The sequence below is a fragment of the Microbacterium sp. No. 7 genome (assembly GCF_001314225.1).
Lineage (GTDB): Bacteria > Actinomycetota > Actinomycetes > Actinomycetales > Microbacteriaceae > Microbacterium.
Genome location: NZ_CP012697.1, coordinates 3,921,082 through 3,935,942, shown reverse-complemented (window position 1 = coordinate 3,935,942; position 14,861 = coordinate 3,921,082). Strand labels below are relative to the sequence as shown.

At 71.4% G+C, this 14,861-nt stretch carries 13 protein-coding genes; 11 read left to right on the top strand and 2 right to left on the bottom strand.

The features are described from left to right. The first annotated feature begins 4 nt into the window (after positions 1-4). The 8 genes from AOA12_RS18185 to AOA12_RS18150 all read left to right on the top strand — a co-directional run bounded on the left by AOA12_RS18185 (position 5) and on the right by AOA12_RS18150 (position 8,346). Positions 5-994 carry a zinc-dependent alcohol dehydrogenase gene (locus AOA12_RS18185; RefSeq protein ID WP_054686055.1) on the top strand — a complete coding sequence of 330 codons (990 nt, stop codon included), beginning with the start codon at positions 5-7 and terminating at the stop codon, positions 992-994. Next, the gene (locus AOA12_RS18180; RefSeq protein ID WP_054686052.1) at positions 985-1,782 is read left to right on the top strand and encodes an SDR family NAD(P)-dependent oxidoreductase; all 798 of its coding nucleotides are present in this window, start codon (positions 985-987) and stop codon (positions 1,780-1,782) included. The genes AOA12_RS18185 and AOA12_RS18180 overlap by 10 nt, the downstream gene beginning before the upstream one ends. Before the next feature lie 32 nt (positions 1,783-1,814). Further along, positions 1,815-2,939, top strand: coding sequence for an ABC transporter substrate-binding protein (locus AOA12_RS18175; protein WP_054686050.1), 1,125 nt, complete (start codon positions 1,815-1,817; stop codon positions 2,937-2,939). Positions 2,940-2,969: 30 nt separating this feature from the next. Continuing rightward, entirely contained in the window at positions 2,970-3,839 is an 870-nt protein-coding gene (locus tag AOA12_RS18170; protein ID WP_054686047.1) for a sugar phosphate isomerase/epimerase family protein, read from the top strand. A gap of 258 nt (positions 3,840-4,097) precedes the next feature. Further along, on the top strand, positions 4,098-5,216 hold the full coding sequence (locus tag AOA12_RS18165; RefSeq protein ID WP_054686043.1) for an ABC transporter substrate-binding protein: 1,119 nt from the start codon (positions 4,098-4,100) through the stop codon (positions 5,214-5,216). 40 nt (positions 5,217-5,256) lie between these two features. Continuing rightward, positions 5,257-6,051: an ATP-binding cassette domain-containing protein gene (locus tag AOA12_RS18160; RefSeq protein WP_054686041.1), complete on the top strand. Its 795-nt coding sequence runs from the start codon at positions 5,257-5,259 to the stop codon at positions 6,049-6,051. Next, positions 6,048-7,313, top strand: a complete 1,266-nt coding sequence (locus AOA12_RS18155) for a sugar ABC transporter permease (RefSeq protein ID WP_156366574.1) — start codon at positions 6,048-6,050, stop codon at positions 7,311-7,313. Before AOA12_RS18160 ends, AOA12_RS18155 begins: the two co-directional genes overlap by 4 nt. Then, complete coding sequence (locus tag AOA12_RS18150; protein WP_197280980.1) at positions 7,306-8,346, top strand: Gfo/Idh/MocA family oxidoreductase; 1,041 nt, start codon at positions 7,306-7,308, stop codon at positions 8,344-8,346. The genes AOA12_RS18155 and AOA12_RS18150 overlap by 8 nt, the downstream gene beginning before the upstream one ends. Before the next feature lie 57 nt (positions 8,347-8,403). On the opposite strand, the gene AOA12_RS18145 is transcribed toward AOA12_RS18150, so the two are convergent. Then, the gene (locus AOA12_RS18145) at positions 8,404-9,081 is read right to left on the bottom strand and encodes a GntR family transcriptional regulator (protein ID WP_054686037.1); all 678 of its coding nucleotides are present in this window, start codon (positions 9,079-9,081) and stop codon (positions 8,404-8,406) included. Next, positions 9,078-9,617 carry a VOC family protein gene (locus tag AOA12_RS18140; RefSeq protein WP_054686035.1) on the bottom strand — a complete coding sequence of 180 codons (540 nt, stop codon included), beginning with the start codon at positions 9,615-9,617 and terminating at the stop codon, positions 9,078-9,080. Before AOA12_RS18140 ends, AOA12_RS18145 begins: the two co-directional genes overlap by 4 nt. 181 nt (positions 9,618-9,798) lie before the next feature. Here AOA12_RS18140 and AOA12_RS18135 point away from each other — a divergent pair, with 181 nt between their 5' ends. The 3 genes from AOA12_RS18135 to AOA12_RS18125 are packed head-to-tail and all read left to right on the top strand — an operon-like array spanning position 9,799 to position 14,789. Beyond that, the gene (locus tag AOA12_RS18135) at positions 9,799-11,976 is read left to right on the top strand and encodes an alpha-ketoacid dehydrogenase subunit alpha/beta (protein ID WP_054686033.1); all 2,178 of its coding nucleotides are present in this window, start codon (positions 9,799-9,801) and stop codon (positions 11,974-11,976) included. 2 nt (positions 11,977-11,978) lie between these two features. Beyond that, positions 11,979-13,367 carry a dihydrolipoamide acetyltransferase family protein gene (locus AOA12_RS18130; RefSeq protein ID WP_054686031.1) on the top strand — a complete coding sequence of 463 codons (1,389 nt, stop codon included), beginning with the start codon at positions 11,979-11,981 and terminating at the stop codon, positions 13,365-13,367. Between the two features lie 39 nt (positions 13,368-13,406). Beyond that, positions 13,407-14,789 (top strand): aldehyde dehydrogenase family protein, encoded by a 1,383-nt coding sequence (locus AOA12_RS18125; protein WP_054686028.1) that lies wholly within the window; start codon positions 13,407-13,409, stop codon positions 14,787-14,789. The last annotated feature ends 72 nt before the right edge of the window (positions 14,790-14,861 follow it).

The window sequence follows — 14,861 nt, the reverse complement described above, 5'->3', positions numbered from 1 at the left end:
CGACATGCGCGCACTCGTCTACTCGGCCCCCGATGAGGCGGCGGTGGTCGACACGCTCGACCCCGCCTTCGGCGAGACCGACTGCCTCGTGAGGATGCGGCGGGTCGGCATCTGTCATTCCGACTTCGACCTGCTGGCGGGCAAGTACATCCTGCCGATCGAGTACCCCATCATCCCGGGGCACGAATGGACCGGCGAGATCGTCGCGGTCGGCGCGGCGGTCACCGGGTTCGCCGTCGGCGACCGCGTCGTGGGGGAGTGCTCGGTCGCCGACGACCAGCACTTCGGGTTCACGATCGACGGCGCCATCGCCGACCTCGTGCGCGTGCCCCAGGCATGGCTGCACAAGCTGCCCGACAGCATCGATGACACGATGGGCGCCCTCGTCGAGCCGTTCACCGTCGCGTACGGTGCGACGGACGAGATCGACGGCAGCGACGACGTCGTCGTCTTCGGCGGCGGCCCGATCGGCCTCTGCGCGGTCGCGTCCGCACACGCGAAGGGCGGTCGCGTCATCCTCGTGGAGCCCGACGCCGCACGGCGCGAGATCGGGCTCTCGCTCGGCGCCGATGTGGTCGTCGATCCGATCGGCATCGACGTCGTCGCCCGGATCCTCGAGCTCACCGACGGTCGCGGCGCCTCCCGCATCGTGGAGGCGACGGGCCGGCCCGCCGTGATGGCCCAGACGCTCGAGGCCGCGGCCTACGGCGCCTACATCACCAACATCGGGATCAACGTCGGCGACGAGCACCCCGCCAGGCTGGGGCTGATCGTCGAGAAGATGCTCCGCATCCGCGGCCAGGTCGGCTCGGTCGGCGTCTGGCCGCAGGCGATCAAGTTCCTGGGTCACACGGGCATCGACCTGACGCCGCTCGTCTCACAGGTGTTCCCGCTCGACGAGGCGCTGACGGCGCTCGCGGAGTCGTCCAAGCGCGACGTGAACATCAAGATCCACATCCGCCCGAACGACGGAGCGGACGCGACATGGACCTGAGCCTGACGGGAAAGACCGTCCTGCTGACCGGCGGCGCGACCGGCATCGGCCGCGCCGCCGCGGAACAGCTCATCGCCGAGGGCGCTCACGTGCTCGTCGCGGACATCGCGGCGGAGCCGCTGGCCGAGCTCGTGGCGTCGTCGCCGCAGGGCTCGGTCGCCACGATCGTGGCGGACCTCGCGACGGCGGAGGGCTGCGCGCGGGTCGCCGAGGCCGCCCTCGCGTTCGAGGGGCACGCGCCCGACATCCTGATCAACAACGCCGGCATCGGCAAGATCCGCCGCCTCGCGGACGTCTCGGACGAGGAGTGGCATCGCACGTTCGAGCTGAACTTCTTCGCGACCCAGCGGCTGTGCAGCGCTCTGCTCCCGCACATGCGGGCGCGACCGGATGCCGCCGTCGTCACGGTCATCTCCGACCTGGCGCAGCAGCCGGAGCCGACCTTCCCCGACTACTCGCCGTCGAAGGCGGCGCTGGCGAACCTCACCCGTCTTCTCGCGAAGGAGTTCGCGCCCGACATCCGTGTCAACGCGGTGCACCCCGGGCCGATCTGGACGCCGCTGTGGTCGCGGCCCGGCGGATACCTCGAGACGATCGAGGGCATCTACGGCAAGAAGGGCGACGAGGCGGTCGCCGCCCTGGTCGCCGACCGCGGCATCCCCCTCGAGCGGATGGGCACGGCCGAGGAAGTGGCGTCGTGCGTCGTCTTCCTCGCCTCCCCGCGGGCGTCGTTCGTGACGGGCTCCGCGCTCGGCGTGAACGGCGGCACCGTCGGGACCGTCTTCTAGCCCCCATCAGAAGTGTCACAAGGAGTCAAGAGATGAAGAAGTCCACGCTCGCGGCCGCGGCCGCGCTCACGCTGACGGGCGTGCTCCTCCTGGGCGGCTGCTCGGGCGGGAACGGCGGGTCCGGCGACGACGGCGACGGCGGCGAGCCGGCGGCGGGCGCGCAGAAGGTGTTCTTCCTGCTGCCGAACACGACCACGACCCGGTTCGAGAACCGCGACGCGCCCCTGTTCGTCGAGGCGATGAAGGAGTACGCCCCGGACGCGGCCGTGACCGTCGAGAACGCGGAGGGCGACCCGACGAAGCAGCAGCAGCAGGTCGAGGACGCGATCACGCAGGGCGCCGACGTCATCGTGTTCGTCGCCGCAGACGCCAATCTCGCCGCCGGCTCGCTCGCCGTGGCCGACCAGGCCGGTGTGCCGGTGGTGCTGTACGAGCACGATGCGGTGGGCGGCCCGGCGGAGGCGCACGTGCTGTTCGACGCGCTGGCGGTGGGCCAGGCGCAGGGCGAGCGCGCCGCCGAGCTCATCGAGGGCATGGCGGGTGATGGCCTCAAGGTCGCCCGGCTGAAGGGCCACCCGGGCGAGTACGGCACGAACCAGTATCAGAAGGGTCAGGACGAGTTCCTGGAGCCGCTGATCGCGTCGGGCAAGATCGAGGTGGTCTGCGAGCAGAACATCACCAACTGGGACCCGGTCGCGGGTCAGGCGTTCATCGAGGACTGCCTCGCGCAGAACGACAACGCCCTCGACCTCATCGTCACGATGAACGACGGGCTCGCGGGCGGCGCCGTCGCCGCCCTCACGACCCAGGGCCTGCAGGGCGAGGTCGTCGTCACGGGCGGCCAGAACGGCGATCTCAACGCGATGCAGTACATCGTGCAGGGATCCCTCGACAACACGATCTACAAGAACCTGTCGGTGATGGCGGATGCCGCCGCGCAGGTGGTGGCGTCGATCCTGTCGGGCGGGGGTGTGCCGTCGGAGATGGTCAATGGGGTGGTGGACAACGATTTCGCGGAGATCCCTGCGGTGTTCCTGCCGGTGGAGAACGTGACGATCGACAACGTGGGCGATGTGGTCGAGGACGGGGTGTGGACGTGGGAGGAGATCTGCCAGGGGGCGGAGACCGTTCCCGTCTGCGCCGACAACCTCGGCTGAACGCCCGGACCCGGAAAGGAGCACGCACACATGCATGAGCTCATCGCCACCTGCTGGACCCACGCGGGAGACGCCGCGCCGATGCGCGACGGCGAACGCAGCCCGCTCGACATCCTCGATCGCGTGCGCGTCGCCGCCGACACCGGCTTCGCGGGCTTCGGCATCGTCTACGCCGACCTGCTCGTGGCGCGCGAGACGATCGGCTGGGAGCGGCTGGCGCGGGAGATCCGCGCGGCGGGCTTCCGCCACACCGAGGTCGAGTTCCTCGACGACTGGTGGGCGACGGGCGAGCGCCGGGCGGCGTCCGACGTGAAGCGCGGCGATCTGCTCGCGGCGGCCGAGCTGCTCGAGGCGCGCTTCGTCAAGGTCTCGGGGTCGATGACCGAGGAGCCCGCGCGCGACCTTCTGATCGACGCGTTCCGGGGGCTGTGCGACGACGCGGAGCGGGCGGGCACGCGCATCGCCCTGGAGCCGCTTCCGTTCACGAACTTCCGCACGGTGCCGGAGGGGGCGCGGTTCGTCCAGGATGCCGGCCATCCCGCCGGCGGCGTCATCATCGACGTCTGGCACGTCTTCCGCGCCGGGCAGACGCCCGCCGACCTGCTCGGCGCGGTCGCGCGCGAGCATCTCTTCGGCGCGGAGCTGAACGACGCGCTCGAGCCGGCGCCGCCCGCGGATCGGCTGTTCGCCGACACGATCAACGCGCGCCTCCCTCCGGGAGAGGGCGACTGGGACATCCCCGGGTTCGTCAACGCGCTGCGCGAGATCGGCTACGACGGCCCGTGGGGAGTGGAGATCATCTCGGAGGCGCACCGCGCGCTGCCGCTCGAGGAGGCGCTGCGCGTGGCGTTCGCCTCGGGCAGCGCCGTGCTCGACGAGGCGCATCGACGCCGTCCCTGACCGGCCGGCAGGAGGAGGGGCGCAGCGGGCATCCGCTGCGCCCCTCCTTGCTTTGCGTGAGTCTCATGCGAAAGCAATCGTTTGCAAATTTGCATAACAGGCTCGTCACGATCTGTTGACCGATCCTTGGCAAGGCCCCTACTCTGTGAATGCAATCGTTCGCATTCTCGGCCGAACATGGGGTCGGATCGGCGGACGGAAGAGTCTCGGAAGACCCGAGCGGGTGTGCGCACCCCGGGTCGTGAAAGGTGATCGACGATGATTTCCAGCAAGACCAGAGCGGCGTCCCGCCTCATCGCGGCCGTCGGCGTGAGCGGCCTCGCGGCCGTCGCGCTGCTCGGCTGCACCAGCGCCGGCGGCGGCGACGGGGGCCAGGGCGGCGGAGACCAGGGCGGCGGCGACGTCGTGCGGGTCGCGTACTTCATCCCGACGAACGTCGTCGAGCGGTACGAGGCGCTCGACCGGCCCTTCTTCGAGGAGGCGATGGCGGAGCTCGCCCCCGATGCGCAGGTCTCGTTCTACAACGCGCAGGACGACCCCGCCGCGCAGCTGCGGCAGGCGGAGCAGGCGATCACCGAGGGCGCGGACATCCTCGTGCTCAACCCGGTCGACCTCGAGGCGGCGAAGTCGATCGTCGAGCAGGCCAAGCAGGCCGGCGCCACCGTCATCGGCTACGACCGCGCCATCCCGGGCGCCGCGGTCGACTTCTACGTGCAGGTCGACGGCGTCGAGGTGGGTGAGCTGCAGGGCCAGTGGATCGCCGACAACACGGCCGACGGTGACGTGCTCGCCGTGATCAACGGCTCGGAGTCCGACGACAACGCGCACGCCTTCCGGGACGGCTACATGTCGGTGCTGCAGCCGCTGTTCGACTCCGGCGCCCGCGTCCTCGGCTACGAGTCGTGGACGCCCGACTGGGATCCCGCGAACGCGCAGCGGCAGATGGAGCAGGCGCTCACTCAGCTCGACAACGGCGTGCAGGGCGTGATGGCGGCCAACGACGGCACGGCCGGCGGGGCGATCGCCGCCCTCGCGTCGCAGGGCCTCGCGGGCACGGTGCCCGTGACCGGGCTCGACGCGACGATCCCGGCGCTGCAGCGCATCGTCGAGGGGACGCAGGGGATGTCGGTGTGGCGTTCGCTCAAGGAGCAGTCGCGCCTGACCGCCGAGCTCATCGTCTCGATCATCAACGACGAGGACCCGGGCGACATCGTCACGTCGACGCGCGAGGACGGCGGCGTCGAGATCCCGTGGGTCACGGTGACCCCCATGATCATCGACGCGACCAACATCGACCTGGTCGTCGAGGACGGCGCAGCCACGAAGGAAGAGATCTGCGCCGGCGTCTCGAACGACGCGATCGGATTCTGCGACTGACGTCGCACGGACAGGTCTGAGGCCTCGGAAAGGAACAACGGTGTCGAGACAGGAAGCGGCCGGTCCGCCGCTCATCGAGCTGCGGAACATCACCAAGACCTTCGGCGCGGTCCGCGCCCTCGTGGGCGTGAACCTGCACGTCGACGCGGGCGAGGTCGTCGCGCTCGTCGGCGACAACGGCGCGGGGAAGTCCACGCTGGTCAAGGTCATCTCGGGAGTCATCACGCCCGACTCGGGCGAGATCCTCTTCGAGGGCGAGCCCGCGCACATCGCGTCCCCCGCGGACGCCTCCGGATACGGCATCGAGACGGTGTACCAGGACCTCTCGCTCTGCGACCCGCTCGACGTGTCGCAGAACCTCTTCCTGGGCAAGGAGAAGAAGATCATCCCCTGGCTGGGATGGCTCTCCCCGCTCGACTCGAACGGCATGGAGTCGCGTGCGAACGACCTGCTCGACTCCCTGGGCGCCGTCACGATCCACGACTCGCGCATCGCCGTCGAGAACCTCTCGGGCGGCCAGCGGCAGTCGATCGCGGTGGCGCGCGCCGTGCTGTGGAACTCGAAGGTCGTCCTGCTCGACGAGCCGACCGCCGCGCTCGGCGTCTCCCAGACGCGGCAGGTGCTCGACCTCATCCTGCGCCTCCGGGAGCAGGGGCTGGGCGTCATCCTCATCACCCACAACATGAACGACGTCTTCGAGGTCGCCGACCGCGTCGCGGTGCTGCGGCTCGGGCAGAACGCGGCGACGTTCGACATCCATGACACGAACGCGGAGTCGGTGATCGGGGCGATCACCGGCGCGGAGTTCGGAACCGAGCGGGGGCAGGCGAGATGAGCGGTGCGAACAACGGCCCCGTGCCGCAGGGCATGACCGAGACGCCCACGGGACGCATCACGGCGGCGATCGGCACGGCGGCCGACCGGAGCGGCCCCACGACCCTCACGGGCCTCCTGCGCTCGCGCGCCGGGCTCCTGCGCGAGATGGCGCCCGTGCTCCTGGCGCTCGTCGCCATCTGGATCATCTTCGCGGCGCTGAACCCCGTGTTCCTCAGCCCGCGGAACATCTCGTTCCTGCTCGTGCAGACGGCGGTGCTCGGCATCATCGCGATCGGCGTCGGCTTCGTGCTGCTGATCGGCGAGATCGACCTGTCGTGCGCCACGACGGCGGGGATCTCCGCGGCCGTGCTGGCGGTGCTCCTGCAGAACGCGGGATTCGACCCGTGGGTCGCCGTCCTGGTCGCGCTGTGCGCGGCCGTCGTCATCGGCCTGTTCCTCGGCGTCTTCGTCGCGATCGTCGGCGTCCCCTCGTTCATCGCGACGCTCGCGGCCCTGCTCGGGTTCAACGGCGTCATGCTCTGGGTGCTCGGCGGCGCAGGCACGGTCAACATGGGCAACGCGGCCATCCGGGCGCTCGCGACCACCTACCTCCCGCCGGCCCTCACCTGGGCGCTCGCCGCCGTCGTCGCGGTCGCGGCGGGGGCGGCGCTGATGGCGGGGCGCGCGGCGCGCACGAGGGCGGGGCTCTCCGTGACGCCGATGTGGTGGACGCTGTCGCAGTTCGTCCTGATCGTCGTCGTCATCGTCGTCGTCGCAGCGCTCCTGAACGCCTATCTGGGGCTGCCGCTGCCGGGCCTGATCCTGCTCGTGCTCGCCGCGATCGCGGTGTACATCACGCGCAGCACGCGGCTCGGGCGGGCGCTGTACGCCGTCGGGTCGAACGCCGAGGGTGCGCGACGGTTCGGCATCCCGGTCGTCGGCGTCCGCATCGCGGCCTTCGCGATGGGCGGCCTGCTCTTCGGCATCGCCGGCGTGCTGGGCGCGGCCCGGTACTCGGCGGCCTCGTACGCCGCGTTCGCCGGCGGCACCCTGCTGCTGGAGGCGGTCGCCGCGGCGGTGCTGGGCGGCATCTCGCTGTTCGGCGGACGGGGCCGCATCGCCGGAGCCGTGCTCGGTGCGCTCGTGATCGGCAGCCTCGGCAACGGTCTCGACCTGATGAACGCGACCACCGCCGACAAGCTCATGATCGAGGGCGCGATCCTGCTCGTCGCCGTGGCGATCGACGCGATCTACCGCCGGCGGGGTGCTCGACGTGGCTAGCGGCGAGGCGAGGAGGACGGCGCGGCTGGGCGTCGTCGGATGCGGCGCGATCGGCCGGGACCACATCCGGCGCCTCTCGACGCTCGTCGCGGGCGCCGAGGTCACCGGGGTGTTCGACGTCGTCGCGGAGGCGGCGCAGGCCGCGGTCGACGACCTCGGGCTCGGCGCGCGGCGCTTCGGCGGCGTCGCGGAGCTCGTCTCCGCCGACGAGGTGGACGCGATCGTGATCGCCTCCCGCAACGACGCGCACCTGGAGCCGCTGCTCGCGGCGATCGCCGCGGGCAAGCCCGCCTTCGTCGAGAAGCCGATGGCGATCGACGCGGAGCAGTCCCGTCAGGTGGTCGAGGCGGAGGTCGCGCACGGCGCGCGGCTCGTGCAGGTGGGCTTCAACCGCCGGTTCGACGCCGGGTATCTGCAGATGAAGCGGATCCTCGACGCGGGGGACCTCGGGGCGCCGCTGCTGGGCGCGGGGCGGCACTACAACGTCGCCCCGGCCACGGCGTACTACGGCACCGAGAACGTCGTCAACGACAGCTTCGTGCACGACATCGACGCGTTCCGCTTTCTGCTCGACGACGACATCGCCCGCGTCGAGGTGCGCATCGGCCGTCGGAACAGCCTGAACCCCGCCCCGGCCCTCGATGAGCCGCAGCTGCTCCTCATGGAGACCGTCGGCGGAGTGATCGTCCCGGTGGAGGGCAACGTGAACTGCCAGTACGGGTACGACATCCAGGCCCGGGTCGTGTGCGAGCGGGGCCTCGTGTCGCTCCCCGACGTCGCGACGCCGGAGGTGCGGTTCGCGGGGCGGATCGCGCACCCGATCTCGTCGGACTGGGCCGATCGCTTCGCCGACGCGTACACCGCGGAGTTCCGGGCGTTCGTCGACGCCGTGAACGGCCGGCGTGCGCTCGCGGGGCCCGACGCGTGGGACGGGCTGATGGCGTCGCTGACGGCGGACGCCGCCCTCGTGAGCCTCCGCGAACGCGTGCCCGTGGACGTGCCGCGGCCGGCGCGGCCGGCGCTGTATGCGTGAGGGCGCTGCATGCGTGAGATGAGGGGGTTCCGCCGTCCCCGCGGCGGAACCCCCTCGTCACTCCTCCTCGAACACCTCGGGATGCCGGGCGAGCTCGATCCGGCTGCGCCGGATGTGCCGCGCGAGCACCTGCTCCGCCTCCTCCGCGTCGCGCAGGCGGAGGGCGTTCACGATCAGGTGGTGGTCGTGGTGCACGCTGCGGTCGTCCTCGAGGTAGAACAGCCGCGTCGCACGCCGGCGATAGTGCTGCGTGCGGTTCCAGAGGTTGAGGACCGTGTCGCGGAGCACCGTCGTGGCCGCGGCCTCGAGGCAGGACAGGTGGAACTCCCGGTCGAGCCGGAGGAACCGCTCGATCTCGTTCGAGCCCTCCATCGTGTCGGCGAGCAGCTCCAGGCCGTCGATGTCGCTGTCGGTGAGCAGCGGCACGTTCATGCGCAGCAGGAGCGGTTCCAGCCGCTCGCGCATCTGGTACATCTCCTGGCACTCGGCCATGCTGATGCGCGACACCCACGCGCCCGTGTTCGCGACGATGCTGACGAGCCCCTCCGCTTCGAGCATGCGCAGCGCCTCGCGCACGGGCAGGCGGCTGGCGCCGTGACGCTCGGCGAGCTCGTCCTGGCGGATCCGCTCGCCCGGCACGTACGCGCCCGCGAGGATGTCGTCGCGCAGGCTCGCCGCGATGGTCGCTCCGGTGGCGCCGTGGGCGCCCCGCTCGATGCCGGTCGTCGCGCTCATCGCTCGGGGTGCGCCGGGTGCCAGAGGTGACGGTCCGCGGTCTTCTCGTAGGCCTTCCCGCCGGGGAAGCTGACGAGCTCGAACTGCAGGCCCCACGGGGCGCGGAAGTAGATCCATCGCTGGCCCTCGGCGGACTGCCTGCTCGCCGTCGGGGCGTCGCCCATGACCTCGACGCCCTGGCCGCGCAGGTGGTCGACGGCGGCGTCGAGATCGTCGACGTAGAACGCGATGTGATAGCCCCCGATGTCGCTGTTGCGCGGCTGGGGGCTCTGGCCGTCGGCCGACTCGTAGAGGAACACCTCGAAGTTGGCCCCGTTGCCGAGCCGGTAGAACCGGATCTCCGAGATGACCGTGCGCGGGTGCACGCCGAGGTGGGTGCGCATCCAGTCGTCGTCGGACCGCTTCGCGCCGAGCCGGTAGATCTCGTCGCAGCCGAGGACGTCGACGAGGAACGCGTGCGCCTCCTCGAGGTCGGGGACGGTGAACCCGATGTGGTCGGTTCCGCGGATCCCCGGGATCCCTCTCCGAGCGTTCATGTGACCTCCCTGTCAGGCGGCGCCGTGCCGCCGTCAGAATTGTATCCAATGATGAAGAAATGACGATCAGTTCTTCGAGACTTCTTCATGCGAACGTTTGCATTGGATCAAATCATGTCTTACCATGACAGGACGAGGCCTGGGGTTGAGCGGGCCGCCGACGGATGAGATCGAGGCGAGGATGCCGAAGAAGAAGCGACTGCACACCGGGGTCGACTGGTACGAGCTGTCGACCACGAAGGCCGACTGGGATGCCGCCGACCCGGCGCTCCTGGGCACGATGCTGGCCCAGCTGCACCTCATCCGCGCGTTCGAGGAGTCGGTGCTCGAGGTGGCGGGGGAGGGACTCGTCCACGGCCCCGCGCACTCGAGCGTCGGACAGGAGGGCGGCGCGGTCGGCTCGATCGTCGGCCTGCGCTCGACCGACGGCGTCAACGGCTCGCACCGCGGACACCACCAGTTCCTCGCGAAGGCCCTCACGCACGTCAGCGGCGGCGTCATCGACCCCGCCGACCCGGTGACCCCCGGGATCCAGACGGTGCTGCAGCGCACGCTCGCCGAGATCCTCGGGCTCGCGCAGGGATACTGCCGGGGCCGCGGCGGATCGATGCACCTGCAGTGGTTCGAGGCGGGCGCGCTGGGGACCAACGCGATCGTCGGCGGCGGCGCCCCGATGGCCGCGGGCAACGCCTGGGCGCAGAAGCACAGCGGCACGACCGACCTGACGATCAACTACTTCGGCGACGGCGCGGCCCAGATCGGCTCCGTGCTCGAGTCGATGAACCTCGCCGCCGCGTGGCGGCTCCCCGTGTGCTTCTTCGTCGAGAACAACCTCTACGCCGTGTCGACGCGCGCCGACGAGATCACCGCCGACCCGCGGTTCTCGGTGCGCGGGCAGGGCTTCGGCATCCCCTCGTGGCGGGTGGACGGCATGGACCCGCTCGCGGTCCACCTCGCGATGGAGGAGGCGGCCGAGCGGATGCGCGCCGGCGAGGGCCCCACGGTCATCGAGGCGGAGGTCTACCGCTTCTTCCACCAGAACGGCGCCTACCCCGGCAGCGCCTTCGGCTACCGCTCGAAGGAGGAGGAGGCCGCGTGGCGCGCCCGCGACCCCCTCGACCTCGTCGCGACGCGGATGATCGAGCGCGGCCTCCTGGAGCGGGCGACGGTGGACGCGCTCCGCGCCCGCGCGCAGGCGGCGATGGGCGAGGCCGTCGGCCGGCTGCTCGAGGCGGACCCGGACAACCCGGGCAAGCGCCGGATCCGGCCCGAGCTCTGGCCCGAGACGAGCTTCGTGAACGTCGGCGTGCGCGGAGACGGCAGCGAGCTCGACGGTCTCCCCGGGCTCGGCGAGGTGACGCAGACCCGTCGCGTCAAGTTCGTCGACGCCGTGGCGCAGGTGATGGACCGCCGCATGGGCGAGGACCCGCGCATCGTCGTGATGGGCGAGGACGTGCATCGGCTCAACGGCGGCACGAACGGCGCCACGAAGGGGCTCGTCAAGAAGCACGGCGAGGAGCGCATCCTCGGAACGCCGATCAGCGAGAACGCCTTCACCGGCCTCGCCGGCGGGCTCGCGCTCGACGGGCGCTTCCGCCCCGTCGTCGAGTTCATGTACCCCGACTTCATGTGGGTCGCCGCCGACCAGGTCTTCAACCAGATCGGCAAGGCGCGCCACATGTTCGGCGGCGACAATCCCGTGCCCCTGGTGCTGCGCACCAAGGTCGCGATGGGCTCCGGCTACGGGTCGCAGCACCTCATGGACCCCGCCGGCATCTTCGCGACGAGCCCGGGATGGCGCATCGTCGCCCCCTCGAACGCGACCGACTACGTCGGCCTCATGAACGCGGCGCTCGCGCTGGAGGACCCCGTCCTCGTGATCGAGCACGTCGACCTCTACGGCATCGCCGACGAGGTGCCCGAGGGCGACCTCGACTACGTCATCCCGCCCGGCAGCGCCGCCGTCGTCCGCGAGGGCGGCGACGTGACCGTCCTCAGCTACCTGTCGATGGTGGGGCACGCGCGGGAGGCGATCGAGCAGACCGGCATCGACGCCGAGCTCATCGACCTGCGCTGGCTCGATCGCGCCTCGCTCGACTGGGACACGATCGGCGCGAGCATCCGCAAGACGAACGCGGTGCTCATCGTAGAGCAAGGCGCGCAGGGCACCTCGTACGGCGGCTGGCTCGCCGACGAGATCCAGCGCCGCTACTTCGACTGGCTCGATCAGCCGGTCCTGCGGGTGACGGGCGAAGAGGCGTCGCCGAGCATCTCCCGCGTGCTGGAGCGCGCGGCGATCGCCCGCACCGAAGAGGTCGTCGCCGGCCTCGAGGCCGTGCGCGCGGGATTCGGAGCCTGATCGTGGCCGAGATCATCCGGATGCCGGAGGTGCTCGCGGGAGCCGCGGAGGCGGCGGTGCAGACGTGGCTCGTCTCCGTCGGATCCGTCGTCGCCGTCGACCAGCCCCTCGCGGAGATCGAGACCGACAAGGCGATCGTCGAGTTCACCGCCGAGAAGGCGGGCACGATCGGCCGGCTGCTCATCGCCGAGGGCGACACGGTCGCCGTGGGCGACCCGATCGTCGTCCTGCTCGGCGACGGTGAGGGCGACGACGCGATCGGCCCCGCGCTGGCCGCCGCGGGCGTGGCGGATGCGGGTGTGGCGGATACGCGTGGCGGTGGGACCGGTGACGTGAGCGTCGCCGCGGAGCCCGTCGTCGGCGTGCCCGCCCCCGCCCCGTCCGTCGACGAGGAGCCTGCCGGGGCCGTGTCCGGCGGCGAGGAGCCCGCCGAGGCGGCGCCGGACTCCGGCCGGATCTTCGCGACCCCCATCGTGCGCCGGCTCGCGGCGCAGGCGGGCGTGCCGCTCGCCGACGTGGCGGGCACGGGGCCCCGCGCGCGCATCGTGCGCCGCGACCTGGAGCGGCACCTCGCCGCGCTGGAGCGATCCGGGGCCGCGTCGCGTGCGTCGGCGGAGGCATCGTCGGCGGAGGCAGGGGAGCCGGCATCCGCTGCGGCATCCATGCCGACGCCGGCGGCGGTGCCGGCATCCGCGAGTGCGGCGGGCGCCGGGTTCGAAGACGTGCCGCTCGACCGCATGCGCAAGGCGATCGCCCGCCGCCTCACGGAGAGCAAGGCGACGGTTCCGCACTTCTACCTGGTCGCGGACTGCCGGGTCGAGAGGCTTCTCGAGCTGCGGCGCACGGTCAACGAGACGGCGGCGCGCAAGATCTCCGTCAACGACTTCGTCCTGAAGGCCGTCGCGGCCGCGCTCGTCGAGGTGCCCGCCGCCAACGCGATCTGGAACGTCGACAGCATCCGCCGGTTCTCGTCGGTGGACGTCTCGGTCGCCGTGGCGACCGAGGGCGGGCTGACGACGCCCGTCCTGCGCGGCGTCGAGCGGATGCCGCTCGGCGAGGTGAGCGCGACGGTCGCCGACCTGGCCGAGCGCGCGCGTGCGGGCCGGCTGAGGCAGCACGAGCTCGAGGGCGGCAGCTTCTCGGTGTCGAACCTCGGCATGTACGGCACCGCGCAGTTCACGGCGATCCTGAACCCGCCGCAGTCTGGCATCCTGGCGGTTGGCGCGGCGCGGGCCGTGCCCGTCGTCGGCGTCGACGGCGCGCTCGAGGCGGGCCAGGTGATGACCGTGACGCTCTCCGCCGACCATCGCGTGCTCGACGGCGCCGTCGCGGCCGAATGGCTCGCGGCGTTCCAGCGGCGCATCGAGAACCCGCTGTCCATCCTGATCTGACCCCACCCGTCCCACCCGTCCCTGTCCGAAGGAGCCGTCATGGCCGCCATCCGAAGCATCAATCCGTCCACCGGCCTGGAGCGCGCCGTCTACGAGGAGGACTCCGACGCCGTCGTCGAGCAGCGGCTGGCCGCCGCCGCGGCCGCCGTGCCCGCGCTCGCCGCACTCGGCTGGGACCGGCGCGCAGAGCTCATGCGGGCCGCCGCCGACCTGCTGGAGTCGGAGATCGACGACGTCGCCGACCTGATCACGGCGGAGATGGGCAAGCCGATCGCGCAGTCGCGCGCCGAGGTCGCCAAGTCGGCCTCGTCGATGCGCTACTACGCCGACAACGCGCGGGAGTTCCTCACGGGGCGCGAGCTCGACGACCCGTCGGTCGTGGGCGCCTCGGCGGCGCGGACGCGCTTCGACCCGCTGGGCGTCGTGCTCGCCGTGATGCCCTGGAACTACCCGATCTGGCAGGTCGTCCGCTTCGCGGCGCCCGCCCTCATGGCCGGCAACGCCGGCATCCTCAAGCACGCGTCGAACGTGCCGCAGTCGGCCGTGTACATCGGCGAGCTGTTCACGCGCGCCGGGTTCCCCGAGGGGGCCTTCGCGACGCTGCTCATCGGGTCCCGCCGCGTCGAGGCCGTCATCCGCGATCCGCGCGTCGCCGCCGTGACCCTGACGGGCTCGGAGGGCGCGGGCCGCTCGATCGGCGCGACGGCCGGCGACGTGCTGAAGAAGGCGGTGCTCGAGCTGGGCGGCTCCGACCCGTTCATCGTGATGCCGTCGGCGGACCTGGAGGCGGCCGTGGAGACGGCGGTCAAGGCGCGCACGACCAACAACGGACAGGCGTGCATCAACGCGAAGCGGTTCATCGTCCACGACGACGTCTACGACGAGTTCGCGCGCCGGTTCGCGCAGGCGATGGACGCGCTCGTCGTGGGCGACCCCGCCGATCCGACCGTGGACGTCGGCCCGCTGGCCACCGAGTCGGGCCGGAGCGACATCGAGGAGCTCGTGGAGGACGCGCGCGCGAAGGGCGCCGCGATCCTCGTCGGCGGCCGTCGTTCCGACATCCCGGTCGGCTGGTTCTACGAGCCGACGGTCATCGCGGACCTCACACGCGACATGCGGCTCTACTCCGAGGAGGCCTTCGGGCCGGTCGCGAGCCTGTATCGGGCGGCGTCGTTCGACGAGGCCGTCGCGATCGCCAACGAGAGCGAGTTCGGGCTCGGCTCCGCGTTCTGGAGCAACGATCCCGAGGAGATCGCGCGCGCCGAACGGGAGATCGAGGCGGGCGCCGTGTTCGTCAACGGGATGACGATCTCGTACGCGCAGCTGCCGTTCGGCGGCATCAAGCGGTCGGGGTATGGGCGAGAGCTCTCGAAGGAGGGCATCCGCGAGTTCTGCAACCTCAAGACCGTCTGGGTGGCGTGACGGGAGGGCGCGATGACGAGGGGGTGATGTCGGTGGGCGTGCCGTCAGACGGTGCGTGGTCGGAGGGCGTGT